Annotated in this window: 18 protein-coding genes and 1 pseudogene; 12 read left to right on the forward strand and 7 right to left on the reverse strand. The window is 63.6% G+C overall.

Annotated elements, in window-relative coordinates:
* The first annotated feature begins 68 nt into the window (after positions 1-68).
* From ACX5I4_RS04125 to ACX5I4_RS04140, 4 genes and pseudogenes are all read left to right on the forward strand, one after another.
* Positions 69-1499, forward strand: coding sequence for an L-serine ammonia-lyase (locus ACX5I4_RS04125; protein ID WP_461835540.1), 1431 nt, complete (start codon positions 69-71; stop codon positions 1497-1499).
* Between the two features lie 86 nt (positions 1500-1585).
* Positions 1586-2407, forward strand: coding sequence for a DNA/RNA non-specific endonuclease (locus ACX5I4_RS04130; protein WP_461835541.1), 822 nt, complete (start codon positions 1586-1588; stop codon positions 2405-2407).
* A 94-nt stretch (positions 2408-2501) separates the two neighbouring features.
* Entirely contained in the window at positions 2502-3575 is a 1074-nt protein-coding gene (locus tag ACX5I4_RS04135) for a lipid II:glycine glycyltransferase FemX (RefSeq protein ID WP_461835542.1), read from the forward strand.
* A 78-nt stretch (positions 3576-3653) separates the two neighbouring features.
* Positions 3654-5131 (forward strand): annotated as a pseudogene (locus ACX5I4_RS04140) (threonine/serine exporter family protein).
* A 53-nt stretch (positions 5132-5184) separates the two neighbouring features.
* On the opposite strand, the gene ACX5I4_RS04145 reads toward ACX5I4_RS04140, so the two are convergent.
* The gene (locus ACX5I4_RS04145) at positions 5185-6024 is read right to left on the reverse strand and encodes a siderophore-interacting protein (RefSeq protein ID WP_461835543.1); all 840 of its coding nucleotides are present in this window, start codon (positions 6022-6024) and stop codon (positions 5185-5187) included.
* Positions 6025-6039: 15 nt separating this feature from the next.
* On the reverse strand, positions 6040-6807 hold the full coding sequence (locus tag ACX5I4_RS04150; protein WP_461835544.1) for a uracil-DNA glycosylase: 768 nt from the start codon (positions 6805-6807) through the stop codon (positions 6040-6042).
* Between the two features lie 167 nt (positions 6808-6974).
* Between ACX5I4_RS04150 and ACX5I4_RS04155 the strand changes: the two genes are divergently transcribed.
* The 6 genes from ACX5I4_RS04155 (at position 6975) to ACX5I4_RS04180 (ending at position 13002) form a co-directional block, all read left to right on the forward strand.
* Positions 6975-7310, forward strand: coding sequence for a DUF3263 domain-containing protein (locus tag ACX5I4_RS04155; protein ID WP_461835545.1), 336 nt, complete (start codon positions 6975-6977; stop codon positions 7308-7310).
* 49 nt (positions 7311-7359) lie between these two features.
* Entirely contained in the window at positions 7360-7980 is a 621-nt protein-coding gene (locus ACX5I4_RS04160; RefSeq protein ID WP_461835546.1) for a LytR C-terminal domain-containing protein, read from the forward strand.
* Between the two features lie 138 nt (positions 7981-8118).
* Positions 8119-8322 carry a cold-shock protein gene (locus ACX5I4_RS04165; protein ID WP_059388209.1) on the forward strand — a complete coding sequence of 68 codons (204 nt, stop codon included), beginning with the start codon at positions 8119-8121 and terminating at the stop codon, positions 8320-8322.
* Entirely contained in the window at positions 8322-9674 is a 1353-nt protein-coding gene (locus ACX5I4_RS04170) for an ABC transporter substrate-binding protein (RefSeq protein WP_461835547.1), read from the forward strand. The genes ACX5I4_RS04165 and ACX5I4_RS04170 overlap by 1 nt, the downstream gene beginning before the upstream one ends.
* A gap of 298 nt (positions 9675-9972) precedes the next feature.
* The gene (groL, locus tag ACX5I4_RS04175) at positions 9973-11601 is read left to right on the forward strand and encodes a chaperonin GroEL (RefSeq protein WP_461835548.1); all 1629 of its coding nucleotides are present in this window, start codon (positions 9973-9975) and stop codon (positions 11599-11601) included.
* A gap of 327 nt (positions 11602-11928) precedes the next feature.
* The gene (locus ACX5I4_RS04180) at positions 11929-13002 is read left to right on the forward strand and encodes an RNase H family protein (protein ID WP_461835549.1); all 1074 of its coding nucleotides are present in this window, start codon (positions 11929-11931) and stop codon (positions 13000-13002) included.
* A gap of 90 nt (positions 13003-13092) precedes the next feature.
* Here the strand turns inward: ACX5I4_RS04180 and ACX5I4_RS04185 are convergent, their stop codons facing one another.
* The 4 genes from ACX5I4_RS04185 to ACX5I4_RS04200 form a co-directional block, all read right to left on the reverse strand.
* Complete coding sequence (locus tag ACX5I4_RS04185) at positions 13093-13383, reverse strand: WXG100 family type VII secretion target (protein ID WP_461835550.1); 291 nt, start codon at positions 13381-13383, stop codon at positions 13093-13095.
* A 131-nt stretch (positions 13384-13514) separates the two neighbouring features.
* Positions 13515-14996 carry a sensor histidine kinase gene (locus ACX5I4_RS04190; RefSeq protein ID WP_461835551.1) on the reverse strand — a complete coding sequence of 494 codons (1482 nt, stop codon included), beginning with the start codon at positions 14994-14996 and terminating at the stop codon, positions 13515-13517.
* Positions 14997-14998: 2 nt separating this feature from the next.
* The gene (locus ACX5I4_RS04195; protein ID WP_184737880.1) at positions 14999-15709 is read right to left on the reverse strand and encodes a response regulator transcription factor; all 711 of its coding nucleotides are present in this window, start codon (positions 15707-15709) and stop codon (positions 14999-15001) included.
* An 82-nt stretch (positions 15710-15791) separates the two neighbouring features.
* On the reverse strand, positions 15792-16427 hold the full coding sequence (locus ACX5I4_RS04200) for a LysE/ArgO family amino acid transporter (protein WP_461835552.1): 636 nt from the start codon (positions 16425-16427) through the stop codon (positions 15792-15794).
* Between the two features lie 69 nt (positions 16428-16496).
* On the opposite strand from ACX5I4_RS04200, the gene ACX5I4_RS04205 reads away from it, so the two are divergent.
* The gene (locus tag ACX5I4_RS04205) at positions 16497-17405 is read left to right on the forward strand and encodes a LysR family transcriptional regulator ArgP (RefSeq protein ID WP_461835553.1); all 909 of its coding nucleotides are present in this window, start codon (positions 16497-16499) and stop codon (positions 17403-17405) included.
* Positions 17406-17511: 106 nt separating this feature from the next.
* A complete protein-coding gene (locus ACX5I4_RS04210) occupies positions 17512-17751 on the forward strand; it encodes a hypothetical protein (protein WP_461835554.1) in 240 nt (79 codons plus the stop codon).
* A gap of 19 nt (positions 17752-17770) precedes the next feature.
* Here the strand turns inward: ACX5I4_RS04210 and ACX5I4_RS04215 are convergent, their stop codons facing one another.
* The gene (locus ACX5I4_RS04215; RefSeq protein WP_404497079.1) at positions 17771-19414 is read right to left on the reverse strand and encodes a DNA repair helicase XPB; all 1644 of its coding nucleotides are present in this window, start codon (positions 19412-19414) and stop codon (positions 17771-17773) included.
* Between the last annotated feature and the right edge of the window lie 7 nt (positions 19415-19421).

The following is a 19421-nucleotide window of genomic DNA, read 5'->3' on the forward strand; positions in this document are numbered from 1 at the left end:
GGCCCGTCGGGGCCGCGCTTCTCACCTCACCCACCGTCCCCGACCACAACTAACTAAGGAAACCGACAATGGCTGTTGGCGTCTTCGATCTTTTCTCTATTGGGATTGGTCCTTCGAGTTCGCATACCGTGGGGCCGATGCGGGCTGCTGCGGTCTTTGCGGGTGAGCTGAGGGATTCCGGTGCCCTGGAACGGGTGGTGTCCCTGCGCGTTGATCTGTACGGTTCCCTTGCGGCCACGGGCCGCGGGCATGGCACGATGACCGCGGTGCTGCTGGGCCTGGAGGGCTACCACCCCGAGGAGATCCTTCCCGAAGAAGTGGAGGAACGGCTCGCCTCGATCGCCGAGACCGGCCTGCTGAACCTGGCAGGCGCCGTCGATCCCGGGTCCGGGGTGTCCCTGCCGTACGGGGAGGCGGACATGATCCTGCACCCCCTCACGGTCCTGCCCCGGCACACGAACGGCATGAAGTTCGCCGTGTCCGACGCCGACGGCGAGGTGCTGCACGAGGCCACGTTCTTTTCCGTGGGCGGCGGGTTCATCGTCCGCGAGGGCGAAGAGGACGCGGCACAGAAGGAACTGGAGGAGTCCAAGAAGGAACTCCCGCTGCCCTTCCGCACCGCCGCCGAGCTCATGGGTCGCTGCGCGTCCAAGGGCATGGGCATTTCGGACATCATGTTCATCAACGAACGCGCCTCCCGGACCGAAGAGGAAATCCGCGAAGGCCTGCTGCACATCTACTCCGTCATGGAGGCCTGTGTTGAAACGTCCCTCAAGCGCGAAGGCGTGCTGCCCGGCGGACTGAAGGTCCGCCGTCGCGCCCCCGACTGGCACGAACGGCTCCTGAAGGAAACCAAAGACCAGGACCCCGACTACCGGGACCCGAAGTACTGGCAGGAATGGGTGAACCTGATCGCCCTGGCCGTGAACGAGGAGAACGCCTCGGGCGGCCGCGTGGTCACCGCGCCCACGAACGGTGCCGCCGGGATCATCCCCGCCGTGCTGTACTACGCCCTGCACTTCGCCCCCGGCATGGACAAAGCCACCCAGGCCGACCGCGACGACGTCGTGGTGAAGTTCCTGCTCGCCGCCGGCGCCGTCGGGGTGCTCTACAAGGAGCAGGCCTCGATCTCCGGGGCCGAAGTGGGCTGCCAGGGCGAGGTCGGCTCTGCCTCCTCGATGGCCGCCGCCGGCCTGGCCGAAGTCATGGGCGGCTCCCCGGGACAGGTGGAGAACGCGGCCGAGATCGCCATGGAACACAACCTCGGCCTGACGTGCGATCCGATCGGCGGGCTCGTGCAGATCCCCTGCATCGAACGCAACGCGATCGCCGCGGCCAAGGCCATCAACGCCGCGAAAATGGCGCTCTGGGGCGACGGCACCCACCGCGTCTCCCTGGACGAGGTCATCGTGACCATGCGCGAAACCGGCAAGGACATGTCCTCCAAATACAAGGAAACCGCCATGGGAGGCCTCGCCGTCAACGTCGTCGAATGCTAAGGGGCCTTCGCCACCGTTGATCGATCGGGCTTGTCGAGCTCAGCTACTGTCTGTTCACTGTCGGACCCCAGTGCCATCATGTATCCATGAGCGGGGGATACAGCAGTGAATTTTTGCGGGCAGGCCTTGAGCTGCCCAGTCCGTCGGAAACGACGATTCTTCTTGATTACACCCACTTTTCGGTGCGGTTCCGTCCTGACCGCAGGCTGGCCGCGATTGTGGCCGTCAACATCGAGGGCAGCCAGTTGGACCCCTTGGCGCGTGAAGGAACCTGGCATTTCGATTCCAGGGTCCCCGAAGAACAGCAGGCAGGGCCGGACGTCTACGCGAACAATGCCTTCGACCGTGGCCATCTTGTGCGTCGGCTGGACCCCGTGTGGGGCGATTCCGCTACGGCCAAAACGGCCAACCAGGAAACGTTCGTGTTTACCAATGCGGCACCCCAGATCGACAAATTCAACCAGGGCAAGCAATTGTGGTCGGGACTCGAGGACCACGTTCTTGGCCATGCCGGCGCCTTTGGCGCGAGGATGAGCGTCTTTACGGGACCGGTCTTCCGGGATGACGACCCTCCATACCGCGGTGTGCACGTGCCGCGGAAATTCTGGAAGATTGCAGCGTGGACCAACGACGCCGAACTCGGTGCCGCCGGCTTCGTGGTGGACCAGACCCCGCTTCTGGATGAGGTGGAGATGGAGAAGGTCACCAAAGAGCGCCTTCTCGCGGAAGAGCCCCCGCCGCTAGGGCCATTCCGCACGTTCCAAGTGCCCATCAAGGACATCGAGGACATCACCGGGTTGTCGCTCGACGTTCTCGTTAGCGCCGATCGCCTTGCCCAGGGCCAGCGGGACCTTGGCGAGAAACCGAAGGCCATCCACCTGGAGGCCATGGAACAGATCAGGCTGTAGCTCGTCCCGGGGGCCGATAGACTTGAGGCTGAACGCCTGCGCCGCACACCGGTGCCTGCTGCCTCAAGTACGCAACTGATTGGACACGGCCCCCTTGCGAGAATTTACCGCACGCTTTGCCACCGCCGAGGAAATCGAACACTGGGACAAACACGTCACGGCCAATCCCAACGGCGGCAACCTCCTCCAATCCGAGGCATTCGCAGACGTAAAACAACACTTCGGCTGGAAGCCTCTACACCTCGTCTACGAAACCCAGGATTACAGCAGCTACAACCTGGTCCTGGAGAAGTCTTTTCCGTTGCTCGGGAAGCTTTGGTACCTCATCAAGGGCCCGGACGTCGCCGGCGTCGAGGACATCCCGGGGATCATCAAGGCCAACCAGGAATTCGTGAAGCGGGACAAACTGGGGGTCTTCGCCGTCAAGATCGAGCCGGACATTGTCCTCAGTGAGGATGCCAAGGCCGCGATCGCGGCCACCGGTGTGGTCAAGACCCCTAACTTGCAGCCGAACGACTCCACAGCCCTGCTGGATATTTCTCCGGAGGAGAATCAGCTTCTGCGTAACCTCCATTCCCGCGGACGTAACGCAGTTCGCCGGGCGATTCGCGAAGGCGTCGAAGTCCAGACCATGGAACCCACGGAGGAGAACTTCCGTTCCATGTATGCGCTGATGACGAACACCGTAGAGGCGAAGTCCCAGGTGCGGGTCCGCGAATTCGGGTACTACCGCCAGTTCTGGACCAATTTCATCGACCGTGGCCAGGGCAGGCTCCTGTTTGTCTTCGAAAACGGTGTCCCGTCCGTCGGCGCCTTCGTGATCAACTATGGCCGAAAGGGCACCTACAAGGACGGCGGATCGCTGCAGAAGCGCGCGCAGTACGGCGATTCGCATTTGGTCCAGTGGACGGCCATCAACCAGGTCAAGGAACTGGGTTGCACTGAGTACGATTTCTGCGGCACTCCGCCCGCGGACCGGCTCAAGGACACCTCGCACCCGTTCCACGGACTCGGCCTGTTCAAGACCAGCTTCAGCAAGACCGTCACAGACTTCGTAGGCTGCTATGACCAAGTCATCAGCCCGCTGAAGTACAAGCTGTGGACCGCTGCCGGGGAACGCATCGCACGGCAGATCTACACCCGCCGGACGGGCCAGCAGTTCTACTAGAATCGCAGCGCTGCCCCGTCAATCGCTTGTGGAACACACAATATTTGGAGGAGCCCCGCCCTTTGGAGGAACACCCGCGTGACCGACCGCCCCGACAATAGGCCCACCACGGACGGCTTGCCCAAGACGCAGCCGTTGAAGCCATCCCAGGTGCGCCAGAATGTCAACGCCAAACGCATGCTTCGCAGGCTCGTGCAGGGCGAGAATCCTCCCACGGCCCCTTTGAGCATTGTGGACCGCCTGGCAGGCAGCCCCTACGCCAACCCCACCATCCAAGTGGGCGGAGTTGATGCTTCAGCCCGCAAGACCATCGACTTCGCGCTGCACATGGCCGAATCCATGTTTCGTTATGGGGCCGGTGCCCTGGAAGTCGAGACCAGCATCATCGCGGTCACGGCTGCACTCGGTCTGAAGAACATCGAAGTCGACATCACGAACCAGTCAGTCCAGATCAACTATGCGCCCAAGGACCAGACCCCGCTCACCTTGCTCCGGGTAGTCCGCTCCTGGACCAACAACTATGCCGGTCTGGCCCAGGTGCACCAGCTCGTTACGGACATCGTGGCCGGGGGCGTGGGGAGGGCAGAGGCTGTCCGCCGGCTGGATGACATTATCCGCAGCAGCAAGCCCTACCCGCGGTGGATGGTCACCATGGCGTTCGGCGTCTTTTCCGCTGTTTTCGTCGGCGTACTGGGCGGGGACTAGGAGCGTCCGCCCTGGCTTTCCTTTCCAACATGCTCATCAACCTCGTGGCCCGGCAGCTGGGCAAATGGCGTACACCGGACTTCTTCGTCACGGCAGCCTGCTCCTTCCTGGTCACGTTCATCGCGCTCATGCTCCGCTGGGCAGGCGCAGACATCCCTCCATCCATTGTGGTGGCGGGCGGCATCCTCCTGCTGTTGCCAACGGGTCGACTTGTCTCTTCGGTGCAAGATGCCATTAACGGATTTCCCGTCACTGCGGCCGGACGTTTCCTGTCCACCATCCTGACCTTCGGTGCGATCGTTGCCGGGATCGCCGTCGCGGTGGTTGTTGGTGACCTGATTGGCAGCGTCGCGATCGACGTCACTCAAACATTCCCCGAGGCGTATCCATTGTGGGGCCAGGCGATCCTGATCGCCGTGGCCGTGATTGCCATCGGCATCACTGAACAGACCCTGCTCAAACTACTGCTCCCGACGGCGGCAGTAGGTTTGGTGGGTTACTTCGTCTTGTGGGGGGCCTCCAACCTCGGGCTGGGAGACCGGCTTTCGCCCGCGATTTCCGCTGTGGTCATCGGCTTGCTGGCTCGGATGGTGGCGCTCAGGCTCGGCGCACCGCAATTGGTGGTGGCCGTCCCCGCGGCCCTGATCCTGCTGCCTGGCCTGAAGATATTCCGGTCCATGTATGTGTTGACGGTTCAGGAAGCGGACGTCTTACTGGGTTCGGGTGGCATGCTCAACGCGGGCGCAATCGTGCTGGGTGTGGCGGCGGGAATTGTGCTTGGTGACAACCTTGCCCGGCCCCTGACCAAGGGGCTGGCGAGCAACGAGCGCCGCCGCGTCCGCAGACGCTAAGCCGCGCGAGCGGTAAGCCGCGGGGCCGCCAGCGCCCGCAAAGCGCGAGGGCCTCAGATCTGCCCGATCGGGAGTTTCTTTTCCGCCTGGAAATCGTCCTCCACGCGCCCTTGGGCCCAGTATCCGGAGAGTGATACTTGGGAACGCTCAAGCCCGCGCTGCTTGAAGAAGATATCCCGCAGGCCTTTCATGTAGCCCCGTTCACCGTGTGCAAACACATCCACCCGGCCGGGTAGCCACTCGGCTTCGCCCAAGGCTTCGAGTAAGATCGAGCTCGATCCTGCCGGGACTCCGGAGCGAAACAGCCAGCGGAGCTCGATGCCGTCGGGCGCCGCGATGTCAAGGATGTCGGCGTCGCTATCGACCTCAAGGAAAGCCAGGCCCCTGGCCTCGGCGGGGAGGGATTCGATCGAGGCGGCAATCGCCGGGAGCGCGGCGTCGTCGCCCGCGAAAAGGTACCAGTCGGCGTCGGGCGCTGGGTTGTAGGCGCCGCCCGGCCCTGTGAAGACCAGTGTGTCTCCGGGCCGGGCAGCCAAGGCCCATGGGCCTGCAAGGCCCTCGTCGCCGTGGACCACAAAATCGATTGCCAATTCCTGGGCAGCTTCATCCACCCAGCGGATGGTGTAGGTCCGGGTGTAAGGCCACTGCTCACGTGGCATGGTCTCGCGGATGGCCCAGAGATCCAGCGGCAGCTCGTAGTCGACGCCGGGCTGCGGGAACACGATCTTCACGTACCGGTCCACGAAGTCGTTGTTCGCGTAACCGGCAAATCCGGGTCCACCCGCAATGATGCGCACCATGTGGGGCGAAAGCTGTTCCGTGCGCAACACGGCCAGGTTCACCTGGGGGCGGGTATTGCGGGATGCGGACGACGTCGCGGGCAAAGATGTCATGTAGGTAAGCCTAAGCTAGGGCAACGGTGGAAGTTCCCAGATGACGGGATCTGCGCCTTGCATGCGCAGCAGGGCGTTGGCCCGGCTGAACGGGTGCGAGCCGAAGAAACCGCGCGACGCGGAGAGCGGACTGGGATGCGCGGAGGTGATCACCGGGGCGCCTTCAAGCAGTGGCTGTACGGCTTCAGCGTCCTTGCCCCACAGGATCGCGACGAGCGGACTCTGCTGCCCGGCAGCATTGCGTCGGCGGGCGACGGCGGTGACTGCCGCCGTCGTAATCGCCTCCCAGCCTTTGCCCCGGTGCGAGCCGGCCGCACCCGCGGCGACGCTCAACACCCTGTTCAGGAGGAGTACCCCTTGGCCTGTCCATGCCGAGAGGTCGCCGTGCACCCGCGGCGGCAGGCCGAGATCTGACTCCATCTCCCGGTAGATGTTTGACAGGCTGCGGGGGATAGGCCGGGTTTGTCCGGAAACCGCGAAAGAGAGCCCGACGGCGTGTCCCGGCGTCGGGTAGGGGTCCTGCCCGAGGATCAGGACCTTGACGTCGGCAAGCGGCTGCCGGAAGGCGCGGAGGATGTTCGATGCCACAGGCAAGACTTGGGTTCCGCCGGCAGCCTCGCCCGCCACGAAGGCAAGCACTGAGCGCAATTCGTCCTCGACGCCGGACAGCGCCTTGGCCCAGTCCGGAGCCATCAGCTCCTCCAAGGCTTTACCCGGGAGTGCCTCGAATTCGGCGGAGTGATCTTCGGATTCGAGCTCAAACAACGCTTCTTCGCCTGCCACCCAGCCATTGTCCCTGTATCCGGGCACTGCGTGAAAGCGACCCAGCGGGAAAGCGGCCCTCGGAAAGAGACTCCACGAGAGAGCGGCGGGGCAAATGACATCGATGTTATTCGCCCGTTACCATGGGGGTGGGACAATTTTCAGTCAATGCGTCGAAGGAGTGTGTCGTGGCAGAACCCGCGCGGGAACCCATGGCGTCCGAAGCAACTGGATTGGTGCTCGAAGACCTGTCCACAGGGATTCGCAGCGACTCGCCGCTGGGCGAGCGCGAGCAGCAGATGCTCGCCCTGGAGAGGCAATGGTGGAAGTACGCCGGAGCCAAGGAACAGGCCGTCAGGGAACTCTTCGATCTCTCGGCTACCCACTACTACCAGCTCCTCAATGCTCTCATCGATACCGAGGAAGCACTGGCGCACGATCCCATGCTCGTCAAGAGATTGCGTAGACTACGTATGTCACGTCAGAGGGCCCGCACGGCGCGCCGTCTTGGTTCTGACGCGTAAAGCACACGCTGATCCCCCAGCAAGCAAGCAGCAAGGACAAGGCTTCACCATGACCAAATTTGCCCGGGATGAATTCGACCGCGTCCCGCAGAGCTCATCGCGGCAGGGTGTCCACCGGCTCGTCGCCTCCGCTTCCCGCCCCGCGCTGTGGCCCGTGCTGCTCCTGGGTGGCATCGCGCTGGCTGTAGGCCTCGTTGCGTTCCTTATTCTTCCGAAGCTTGGCTTCACCTCCTCGACAACGCCGCAAGCTGCCGTTAGCGCTGACGCTTCCAGGCAAAGCGCCGGGGCTTCCGCTCCGGCACAGTCTGCAAGCGCTTCTGCGAGCAGCCCGGCGCCGGCGTCCAGCCAGCCGAGTGACACTCCATCCAGCACGCCAACGCCCACTACGGCGCCGTTGGACAAGACCGCGGCAGTCGCGGTCTACAACGGCACCACTACCGGCGGCCTGGCCGCCCGGGTGGCGGGCGTCGTGCAAGGCGGGGGTTGGCCGTTGTCCACGGTGGCAAACTGGGGCGGTATGCCCCAGCAGACGTCGTCGGTCTTCTACAAGGGCCCGGCCCAGAAGGGCAACGCTGAAGCCCTCGGCAAGCTGCTGGGCATCGCAAACCTTGTGGACAGTGCCGAATTCCAGCAGCCGGTGGTCGTCATTCTGGGCCCGGGATACAAGTAGAACTCGGTTACGCCTCAATAACATTGCGGCCACCCACACCCAAGGTTGCGCTACTGCAACGTGACTGTGGTTACAGTAGTTGTGAGCTGGCCCGGAGATCCCGGAAGCTGGCCACCGCTAGTTGAAAGTGTGGGGATCATGGCTTTGGGAACCGTCAAATGGTTCAATGCCGAAAAGGGCTACGGATTCATCACCGTGGATGAGTCCGGTGACGACATCTTTGTGCATTGGTCCGCTATCCAGATGGATGGCTTCCGTGCCCTCGAAGAAGGACAACGCGTCGACTTCGAACTGGGCGAGGGCCAGAAAGGCCCGCAGGCAGAAAGCGTGCGGCTTATCTAGTGGGAGTTGCGGCAACAAGGCTGTCCCGGCCCGTTGGTCGGCGCCGGTCCCGAGTAGTTTCCCTTCTCGCAGGCAGTGCTGCCCTGGCCCTGGGGCTGGCCGGATGCTCCGCACCCCTCGGCAACGCCAGGCTTGACGCCGTGACACCGAGCGGCGACGGCGTCCTGCGCATCGGGGTGATTCTGGACAACAGCGGTAGTTCCGCATTCATCAACGAGTCAGAGCTGGCGGCGGCCAGGCTGGCCGTCAAGCAGATCAACGACGCCGGCGGATACAGAGGCCGCCCCGTCGAGTTGCTTCCGGCGTCGGCGGCGAGTGGAGACAGCAGCGCTAGCCAAGGGGCCAGCGCAGCGGCCTTCACTGCGGACACTGCGACGCAAGCCAAGGCATTGCTCGGTGCGCACGCCGATGTCGTTGTGGGCCCAACGGATTCCAGCCACGCGGCCGCTGCCATCGGCGTTCTCTCACCCGCCCGGGTTCCGCTCATCTCTCCAGCCAATACCGCCTCCGGACTCAGCAGCTACAGGAGCGGCGGATTCTACTTCCGCACATCGGCCGCCGATGCCGCGCAAGGCAGTGTCCTGGCGAAGCTAGCCCACGACGCCGGCGCCACGCGGCTTTCCGTCCTGCATGAAGCCGGGGACTACGGTACGCGTGTCTCCGGAGCAGTCATGGACGCTGCCCGCGGCCTGGGAATGGACGCCGTGGCCAACGTGGAATTCGCGGCGGGCAAAGCATCTCCGGCTGCGGCGAGCATCAAATCCGGCACGCCGGACGCCGTCGTCGTGGTTGCCCGTGACGGTGCCCAGGGCGCCCTGGCCGAGCTTCTGAACTCGGGGCTGAACGGCAAGAAGCTCCTCTTGAGCGACGGCGCCATCCGCCAATACGAAACCGCGCTCGGTGCAGGCGGGCTCGACGGTGCGCGCGGAGTTCTTCCAGGAATCTTCCCGAGCGCGGAGTTCCAAGCCGGGCTGACGGGGATCGACCCCAAGCTCAAGGACACGACGTACGCTGCCGAAACGTACGACGCCGTCACTCTCGCGGCGCTTGCCGCTTCGGCCGCGAACGACGACGCCGGGGCCTCGATCGCGGCTTGGCTCACCACCGTATCCGGCGGAGTGCGTCCGGCGTCGGGTGATGCGGCGTCGAAAGAGCGCACATCCTGTGCGTCATACAAGGATTGCGTCGAGGCGCTGAAGGGGGCCAAGCTCCCGGATTACGACGGCGAGTCCGGCACCATCGGATTCGACGCCAACGGGGACGTCACCTCGTCCAACTACATGGTCTTTACGTATGGCGCTGACAACACCGCGCGCGTGAGTGGCAAGGAGACCGCTTCGCGGACGCCGTGATGGGCTGTGCCGATAGCGAATTCGCCCGGCGTGGCGAGTAGTTTCCAGCACTTGCTGCTTGCACTCTCCTCGGGTGAGTGCTAATTATTGATTAGCACTCTCAAGCATTGACTGCTAATTCTTCGTGTGGCTCCGGCCGCTGGGGAATGGTAGCCGTGCAAGAGGGATCAAAGAACACCTTGCTGGGGTGAGATCCGGAGCACGCGGCGTACAGAGGCCGAATGTGAAGGATCGTCCGTCGCGGGCACCGCAGTGAAGGCACCTTCTTAACGACTGTCCCGAAAGGACTACCGCCGTTATGGCCAAGATCATTGCATTTGATGAAGAGGCACGCCGCGGTCTCGAGCGGGGTCTTAACATCCTCGCCGACGCCGTCAAGGTCACCCTCGGCCCGCGTGGACGCAACGTCGTCCTCGAAAAGAAGTGGGGCGCCCCCACGATCACCAACGATGGTGTTTCCATCGCCAAGGAGATCGAACTGGACGACCCGTTCGAGAAGATCGGCGCCGAGCTGGTCAAGGAAGTTGCCAAGAAGACGGATGACGTCGCTGGCGACGGCACCACCACGGCCACCGTCCTGGCCCAGGCACTGGTCAAGGAAGGCTTGCGCAACGTAGCTGCCGGCGCCGACCCGCTGTCCCTCAAGCGCGGCATCGAGAAGGCTGTTGAAGCCGTCATCCGCGAGCTGCTCGCCTCAGCCAAGGAAATCGAGACCAAGGAAGAGATCGCAGCCACGGCTTCCATCTCCGCCGGCGACTCCGAAATCGGTAACCTCATTGCTGAAGCCCTGGACAAGGTTGGCAAGGAAGGCGTCATCACGGTCGAGGAGTCCAACACCTTCGGCCTGGAGCTTGAGCTCACCGAAGGCATGCGCTTCGACAAGGGCTACATCTCCGCTTACTTCGTCACCGACGCAGAGCGCCAGGAAACGGTCCTCGAAGACCCGTACATCCTGATCGTCAACTCCAAGATCTCCAACGTGAAGGAACTCGTTGCGGTCCTGGAGAAGGTCATGCAGTCCAACAAGCCGCTGCTGATCATCGCCGAAGACATCGAGGGCGAGGCCCTGGCCACCCTGATCGTCAACAAGATCCGTGGCACCTTCAAGTCCGTCGCCGTCAAGGCTCCGGGCTTCGGTGACCGCCGCAAGGCGCAGCTCGCCGACATCGCCATCCTCACCGGTGGCCAGGTCATCTCCTCCGAGGTCGGCCTGAGCCTCGAGAACGCAACCCTCGAACTGCTCGGCAACGCCCGCAAGGTCGTTGTGACCAAGGACGAGACCACCATCGTCGAGGGTGCCGGCGACGCCGACGCCATCGCCGGTCGTGTTGCACAGATCCGTGCCGAGATCGAGAACTCCGACTCCGACTACGACCGCGAGAAGCTGCAGGAGCGCCTGGCCAAGCTGGCCGGCGGCGTTGCAGTCATCAAGGCCGGTGCCGCAACCGAAGTTGAGCTCAAGGAACGCAAGCACCGCATTGAGGACGCTGTCCGCAACGCGAAGGCTGCTGTTGAAGAAGGCATCGTCGCCGGTGGTGGCGTTGCCCTCATCCAGGCCGGTGCCAAGGCATTCGCCAACCTGCAGCTCGAAGGCGACGAAGCAACGGGCGCCAACATCGTCCGCGTTGCCATCGACGCTCCGCTCAAGCAGATCGCTTACAACGCTGGCCTCGAGCCGGGCGTTGTCATCGACAAGGTCCGCGGCCTGCCGTCGGGCCACGGCCTGAACGCTGCAACCGGCATCTACGAGGACCTGCTGGCTGCCGGCGTCAACGACCCCGTAAAGGTCACCCGCTCGGCACTCCAGAACGCTGCCTCCATCGCTGGTCTGTTCCTGACCACCGAGGCCGTTGTTGCCGACAAGCCGGAGAAGAACGCTCCGGCCATGGGTGGCGGCGACGACATGGGCGGCATGGGCGGCTTCTAAGCCCCCGCGCTAGCTCACCAGCCACACGCACGACGGCGGTTCCCACCTCAGGTGGGGACCGCCGTCGCCGTTAACCGACGCGCGCGTTTGGACGGACGCTCGCTCACGTATGTCGTGTTTTCTTCCGATGCTCGCTCACTTATGTGGGGTTTTGGCCGGACGCTCGCTCACCTCATTTGCTGCAGGAGGGTTTGGGAATTGGGCGCCAGGTCTGCAGGAGGGTTTGAATTTTTGGGTGCATAAGTGAGCGAGCGTCATTCGGGGGCGTGACTCTGCCGCGGGGCCCGGAGGTCTGGAGTGTCGGGGTGGTCTGGCAGGATGGAAACCATGACGATTATTGCTGCCGCCGATGGTTCTGCCCTCGGCAATCCCGGGCCAGCTGGCTGGGCCTGGTACGTGAACGACTCTTGTTGGCGGGCCGGCGGATGGCCGCACGGAACCAACAACCAGGGCGAACTCATGGCGGTGCTGGACCTTTTCCGGTCCACGGCACACGTTCCCCACGAAGAGCTGAAGATTCTCTGCGACAGCCAATACGTCATCAACTGCATCACCAAGTGGATGCCAGGCTGGAAGCGCAAGGGATGGCGTAAGGCCGACGGAAAGCCTGTCTTGAACGTCGATCTGCTCAAGGACATCGACCAGGCCATTGTCGGCCGCAAGTACACGTTCGAATGGGTCAAGGGTCATGCAGGCCACGACCTCAACGAGGCGGCCGACGATCGTGCGCGCGCCGTCGCCACCGCATACCAGCAAGGAACCGCTGCTCCGAGCGGTCCGGGTTATCCGGGAGCCGACGAACCCGGACGATCCGTGCCCCTCAATCGCTCGGCCCGCCAGACGGGGCCCTCAGACCGCGCTGTACCTACGGAACCACTCTCGCTTTTCGACGGCCCTGACGCCCCGGACGAAGACTTCACACTGTTCGGCGATCAGGATCTCTCCAATGAGCCAATGAGGGGTACCGGGCCGGAAGCGTTCACAGAGCAGGAGGCGTTCATCGAGCCCACTCTGTTCGCAGAGTATGAAGACATCGCACCCCTGAGCCAGAGTGGCGGGCGCTCAGACGAGGATACCGTTGTTCTCCTTGAGCGGGAGCTCTTGAGGCCTGACGTCAGGGGAGATCTTGGACGTACCGGGATGCTGCTTCACCCCGATTTCACCGAGATTGGCAGCTCCGGGCGTGTTTGGTCCCGCGACGAACTCATGATGGCGTTGGAGGATAACCCAGGGGATACCGCGGAGGTAGACGTTATTTCCGCGGACCGCATCTCAAGCAACACCATGCTGCTCAGCTACCGGAGCTATGGGCGAACGGGCTCGGCACTGCGGAGTTCGATCTGGGTGCTCGACGACGGCCGTTGGCGCTTGCGGTTCCATCAATCGACACCAGAGAAGTAGCGCAGGAGACGCAGCTCGGTACGAAACTGCCGGTCCGTCCGAAACCCGGTGGGGAAGCGCAAACGCCGCCCCACCGGACCGCGGGGCGCCTTAGTAGCTGAACCGCTGGGTGTTGCCCTGTTCGGCCTGCAGATAAGTTGCCGCGGCGGAGGACAGTGCCAGATTGATGGATGCCAGCGAGGCCTCGACCTTGTTCTGGGTCAACGTCCACTCGGAGACGAGGGCCTGGAAATTGTTGGCCGCTGATCCTCTCCACGTGGCTTGGAGCTCGTCCAGGCCACGTTTCATCGCCTGGACATCGGCGCTGATGCGATCCACGGTGGCCTTGACGTTGGCGGACTTGAGCTGGAGAAGTTCGGTATCGACGGAAATAACGCTCACGGGCGTTGCCTTTCAACTAATGGTGTCCGCAGGTGCGGCTGGCTTGTGGTCCACGAATCGAGCCTAGAAGCCGTCGAACGGCCCTGCCAGAGCCGATCCTGCCTATGTGGACAACTTGCCGCCGCCCGGCGCTAGTCGGAGACTTCCGCCTCGGCAACGCCCGCGTCTTCAGGCACCTCGGACACCTCGTCCTGGAAAGGGAGGCTGACAACCAAGGTGGCCCCGCCGCCGTCGGTCTCTTCGACCCTCACGGTGCCGCCATGGGAGCCCACGATGGCGGCCACAATGGCGAGCCCAAGGCCGCTGCCGCCGGTCTCCCGCGTGCGCGAGGTATCCGCCCTGTAGAAGCGTTCGAAGATCCGGGGCAGTTCCTCGGCCGGAATGCCGCTGCCGTGGTCCCGCACTTCGAGAACAGAGAACATACCCGACGGAGTGTTCCGAACTCCGACGGCGAGCTCGATCGGCGTTCCTTCCGGGGTGTAGCGCAGGGCGTTGCCCACCAGGTTTCCGAGCACCTGCCGAAGCTTGGCCTCGTCACCCTGGACCGGGGCAGGGGACGCTGCCCCGCCGTCGAGCCCTGTCAGGGAAATCTTCCGCTCTCCGGACGTCGCGAGGGAGTCCACGACGGCGTCGTTTGCCAATAGCTGCAGGTCCACGGGTTTGAGCTGCAGGGGCCTTTGTTCGTCAAGGCGGGCAAGCAAGAGAAGGTCTTCCACCATGGACCCCATACGCTTTGCTTCGCTCTCGATCCTGCCCATGGCGGTGCCCACGTCTTCCGGCGTGGCGAGGGCCCCGTGACGATAGAGCTCGGAGAACCCACGGATGGTCACTAGGGGAGTACGCAGTTCGTGGGATGCGTCGGCCGCGAATCGCCGCATTCGGGCTTCGGAAGCGGCCCGCGCGGCAAAGGACGACTCGATATGGGCGAGCATCGCGTTGAGGGAGCCGCCCAGGCGACCGACCTCAGTGACAGGGTTTTCGATTTCCACGCGGCGCGAGAGATCACCAGCGGCGATAGCGGCTGCCGTCTTTTCGACGCGGGCGAGGGGACGGAAGGAGCGTGCAACGGTCCACGTGGCGATGAAGAACGCGAGCACCAGGGTCAGCAGTCCAACGCCGACAACCACGAGGGTGGCGTGTTCCATGACCTTGTCCACGGGGGACAGCGGCAGCCCGACGATCACCACCGCGTTTTGCCCGGTCCGGTTGTCCACGACATTGACCGCCACTACGCGCCAATTGCCGCCGGCGGTGCCACCCACCTGGAAGGGTGCGTAGTTGCGATCCTTGGCTTCAACCGGGCTGATGCTGGCGATGCTCGGCCGATCGGTCTTGCTGCCGCCGAACGGATAGGGCGGCTGGCCCTGGACGTAGAGCGTCAGGGAATAGTCCGTGGGAACGGCGGGGCTCGCCTCAGACAGGTTGGCAAAAGATTGCTGCTGCTGGGCGGTCTGGACGGCGGCCTTGAGCTTGTCGTCCACCTGTCCTTGGAGGTAGCTCTTGACCAGGGTCAGCGTCCCTGCGCCCGTGGCGGCCAGGGCAAGAAGCAGCAGTCCCATGATGATGGCAACAAGCTGCGACCTGAGGGAGGCCGACTTCCAACGGTTGAACAAGGTCAGCGCTTCTCGGCCGTCCGCAGTACGTAGCCCACGCCACGCTTGGTCTGGATCAATGCAGCGGCATCCGGGTCAATGTCCACTTTGCGCCGGAGGTAGGAAATGTAGGACTCCACGATCGACGCATCACCATTGAAGTCGTACTCCCAGACGTGGTCCAGGATTTGCGCCTTGGACAGCACACGGTTGGGGTTCAGCATGAGATACCGCAGCAGCTTGAACTCGGTGGGCGACAGCTCGATGATGGTGCCGCCGCGGCGGACCTCGTGGGCGTCGTCGTCGAGCTCCAAATCATCCACGCGGATGACGGCGTCGTCGTCTTCCATCGGCTGCGTGCGGCGCAGCACAGCGCGGATCCGCGCCACCACTTCATCCAGGCTGAAAGGCTTGGTGACGTAGTCGTCTCCGCCCACGGTCAGGCCCGTGACCTTGTCCTCGGTGTCGTCCTTGGCCGTCAGGAACAGGACAGGGAAGTGCTTCCCCGCGGCGCGAAGGCGGCGGGTGACGGTGAACCCATCCATGTCGGGGAGCATGACGTCCAGAACCGCGAGGTCCGGGGAGTGGAGATCGGCGGCAGCGAGGGCTTCGCGCCCGTTCGACGCCGCAACGACCTCAAAGCCAGCAAAGCGCAGCGAGGTGGAGAGCAGCTCACGGATGTTGGGTTCGTCGTCGACGACGAGGAGCTTGGCTTCGGGGCCGTTCTTTTTCATACCATTCATGATGCTCCCAGTTTCTGGGAGTTGACTGGATGCTTGTTGTGAGAATTATCGGGATGTCGTGGTTGCTGGCGGACTAACTGCCCAAAGCCAGCCCGACACCGAGCCCCATCATGGTGACGGCAATCCCGCCGTCGAGGATCCGCCAGGACGCCGGGCGGGCAAAGAAGCCGCGCAGCAGTTTCGCGCCGAACCCCAATGAACAGAACCATAGAGTGCTGCCCAGCATGGCTCCCGCGCCGAACCACCACTGCAGCCCGGGCCCCTGCGCATTCGCCACGGATCCCAGGAGCAGCACGGTGTCCAGGTAGACATGGGGGTTGAGCCATGTCAGTGCCAGCACGGTTGCCAGCGCCGCCGCCAGCCCGCTTCGACCGGCGCCCGGGGATCCAGGCTCCGCGGAGGCGAGCGCTTGGGGCTTGAGGATCCGCCTCGCCGCCATCACTCCGTACGTCACCAGAAAGGCTGCACCGACATAGCGGAGAACGACGACGGCGGCAGGCGCCGCGGCGAGCAGGGCGCCTGTGCCGAGTACCCCCGCCGCGATGAGCAAGGCGTCGGAGATGGCGCACACGGCGACGATTGGCCCAACGTGCTCGCCACGGATTCCTTGCCGGAGGACGAAGGCGTTTTGTGCGCCGATGGCAACGATGAGGGCCAGGCCGGTACCGAGGCCAAGTCCGGCAGCATGGAGGATGTCAGGCGAGTTCATTCTTCGAGGTTAGGTTTCGCCGCAAACATTAGTCCAGCTAAATATTCTTAGGCATCGTAAGATCTTCTTATGGCAAGATTCTCTTCCGAACAGCTGCACACCTTCGCCGCCGTGCTCACCGAAGGCACGCTCGACGCCGCTGCCCGATCACTGAACATCACGCCGTCGGCGGTCTCCCAGCGCCTCAAGGCGCTTGAACAAGCATCTGGCAGGGTCCTGCTGCAGCGCAGCAATCCGGTCCAGGCCACGGAGTCGGGGCAAGTGTTGCTGCGGCTGGCGCGACAGCTCGCCCAGTTGGAGGCTGACGCCGAACTTGAACTTGGCCTGCCAGGTGAATCGCCAATGGTCTCGGTTCCGATCGTGGTCAACGCGGATTCCCTGTCCGTCTGGTTCCTCAAGGCCCTCACCAGGGTTCCTGCGGAACTGAACGCCGTCTTCGACCTCCACCGGGACGACGAGCAGTATTCAACGTCCATGCTGCGCGCCGGAACAGTGATGGCCGCAGTGACGGCGACCCCCGAGCCGGTACAGGGCTGCCGTGTGGAGCCGCTCGGGAGCATGCGGTACCGCGCCGTCACCACTCCGGGATTCAGGGCACGGTGGCTTCCCGACGGCGTGGACGTCGCCTCCCTGCGCGCAGCTCCGGCCGTGGACTTTGATCGCAAGGATGAGTATCAGCACCGCTTCCTAGAGCTCATGGGCGGCGCGGTGCGCGGGATGGAACCAGCGGGGCCGCGCCACTATGTCCCGTCCAGCCAGGAGTTTTCCGAGGCTATTCGTTTGGGTCTTGGGTGGGGATTATTGCCTGAGGCGCAGTGCGGCCGGGAGATAGCCGATGGATACTTGGTGGAACTCGCACCCGCGCGACCGCTGGACATTCCCTTGTACTGGCAGCGGTGGCGGACGCCGTCACGGATCCTAGACGCCGTGAGTGAGGCAGTCCGCAGCACGGCCGGGGAAGTGCTGCGGAGGGCCTGAGCAAAACGGGCGTACGCAAACGTGGCCTGAGCAACATCGCCAGCCAAAACCCAACACACCGCTAGTGCAGGCCTAAATTGTCGGAGCCCCGTTTCACACTGGAGCCATGAAGAACGAACAAGCCATGAAGAACGAACAAGCACTGGAACCTCAGAACATCGAGTTCCATGTTAGCTACCTAGACACCGAGTCCGGACGCATCGGGCATGAGGAATTCAGTGATCGGGCTTCCGCTGAACGCTTCGCCGATGCGCAGCTCAACGACGAAGAGGCCTGGGCTGTCGTCGACGTCGTTGCGCTGCAAGCAGCGCAGCGACAGGAGCGCGCACAACAGCTGGTTGCCTAACCCCTAAGTTGCCCGGGCTCTACCCGGCGGGCACGTCCTTGGCGTCCATGATCCGGTACGCGTAGCCCTGTTCGGCGAGGAAGCGCTGCCGTTTGGCCGCAAAGTCCTGGTCGAGGGTGTCCCTGGCAACCAACGAGTAGAATCGCGCCGCTCGGCCGTCCTGCTTGGGGCGAAGCAACCGGCCCAGCCGCTGTGCCTCTTCTTGGCGGGAACCGAAGGATCCTGATACCTGGATCGCCACGGAGGCCTCCGGCAGGTCGATCGAGAAGTTGGCCACCTTGGACACCACGAGGGTCTTGATGTCGCCGGCACGGAAGGCGTCGAACAGTTTCTGCCGCACCTTGACTGTTGTGTCGCCTTTGATCACGGGAGCGTCCAAGCGCTCGCCGATCTCGTCCAACTGATCGATGTACTGGCCTATCACCAGCAACTGCTCGCCTTGGTGAAGCGCCACCAGCTGCTCCACCAAGTGGGTCTTGGTCTCCGACGTCGCGCACAATCGGTACTTGTCCGCATCCTCCGCCATCGCGTAGGCCACGCGTTCGTCCCTGGGAAGGTCCACCCGGACCTCCACACAGTCTGCGGGCGCTATGTAGCCCTGGGCCTCAATGTCTTTCCATGGTGCGTCGTAGCGCTTGGGGCCGATCAGGCTGAAAACTTCGCCCTCCCGCCCGTCTTCGCGCACCAAGGTCGCCGTGAGTCCGAGACGTCGCCGGGCCTGCAGGTCCGCCGTCATCCGGAAGATCGGCGCCGGCAGGAGGTGGACCTCGTCGTAGATGATGAGTCCCCAGTCATGTCCGTCCACGAGTTCCAGGTGCGGGTACAGGCCCCCGCGCTTGGTGGTGAGGACCTGGTAGGTGGCGATCGTGACGGGCCGGACTTCCTTGACCGCGCCCGAATACTCACCGATTTCCTGCTCCGTCAAGGACGTCCGCTTGAGGAGTTCGTCCTTCCATTGCCGGGCTGCGACTGTGTTGGTCACTAGGATCAGGGTGGTGGTGGAGCTGGTGGCCATGGCGGCCGCGCCCACCAGCGTCTTTCCCGCACCGCAAGGTAAAACGACCACACCGCTGCCGCCCGCCCAGAAGTTCTCCGTGGCAAGCTTTTGGTAGGGCCGCAGGTGCCAACCGTCCTCGTTCAGGGCGATCAGGTGCGGAGTGCCGTCCACGTAGCCAGCGAGGTCCTCGGCCGGCCATCCGAGCTTGAGGAGGAGCTGCTTGAGCTGCCCGCGCTGGGAGGAATGCACCACTACGGTTTCGCCGTCGATCCTCGGCCCCAGCAGCGGTGCGATCTTCTTCGCACGGATGACTTCCTCGAGTACGGGGTAGTCGGTGGTACGCATGACCAATCCGTGCTGCGGGTCCTTTTCCAGGCGTAGCCGGCCGTAGCGAGACATCGTCTCTTCGATGTCGATCAGCAATGAATGCGGCACCGGGAAACGGGAGTAGCGCAGGAGCGTGTCGAGGACTTTTTCGGCGTCGAGACCCGCGGCGCGTGCATTCCACAAACCCAAAGGAGTGAGCCTGTAGCTATGGACGTGTTCGGGGGCGCGCTCCAGCTCGGCGAATGCCGCAATCGCATGCCGTGCCTCGGTGGCGAGCTCGTGGTCGACTTCCAGCAGGATGGTTTTGTCGCTCTGTACGATCAGCGGACCGTCGCTCACTATTGCT

It is taken from the genome of Arthrobacter sp. MMS24-S77 (assembly GCF_054888235.1).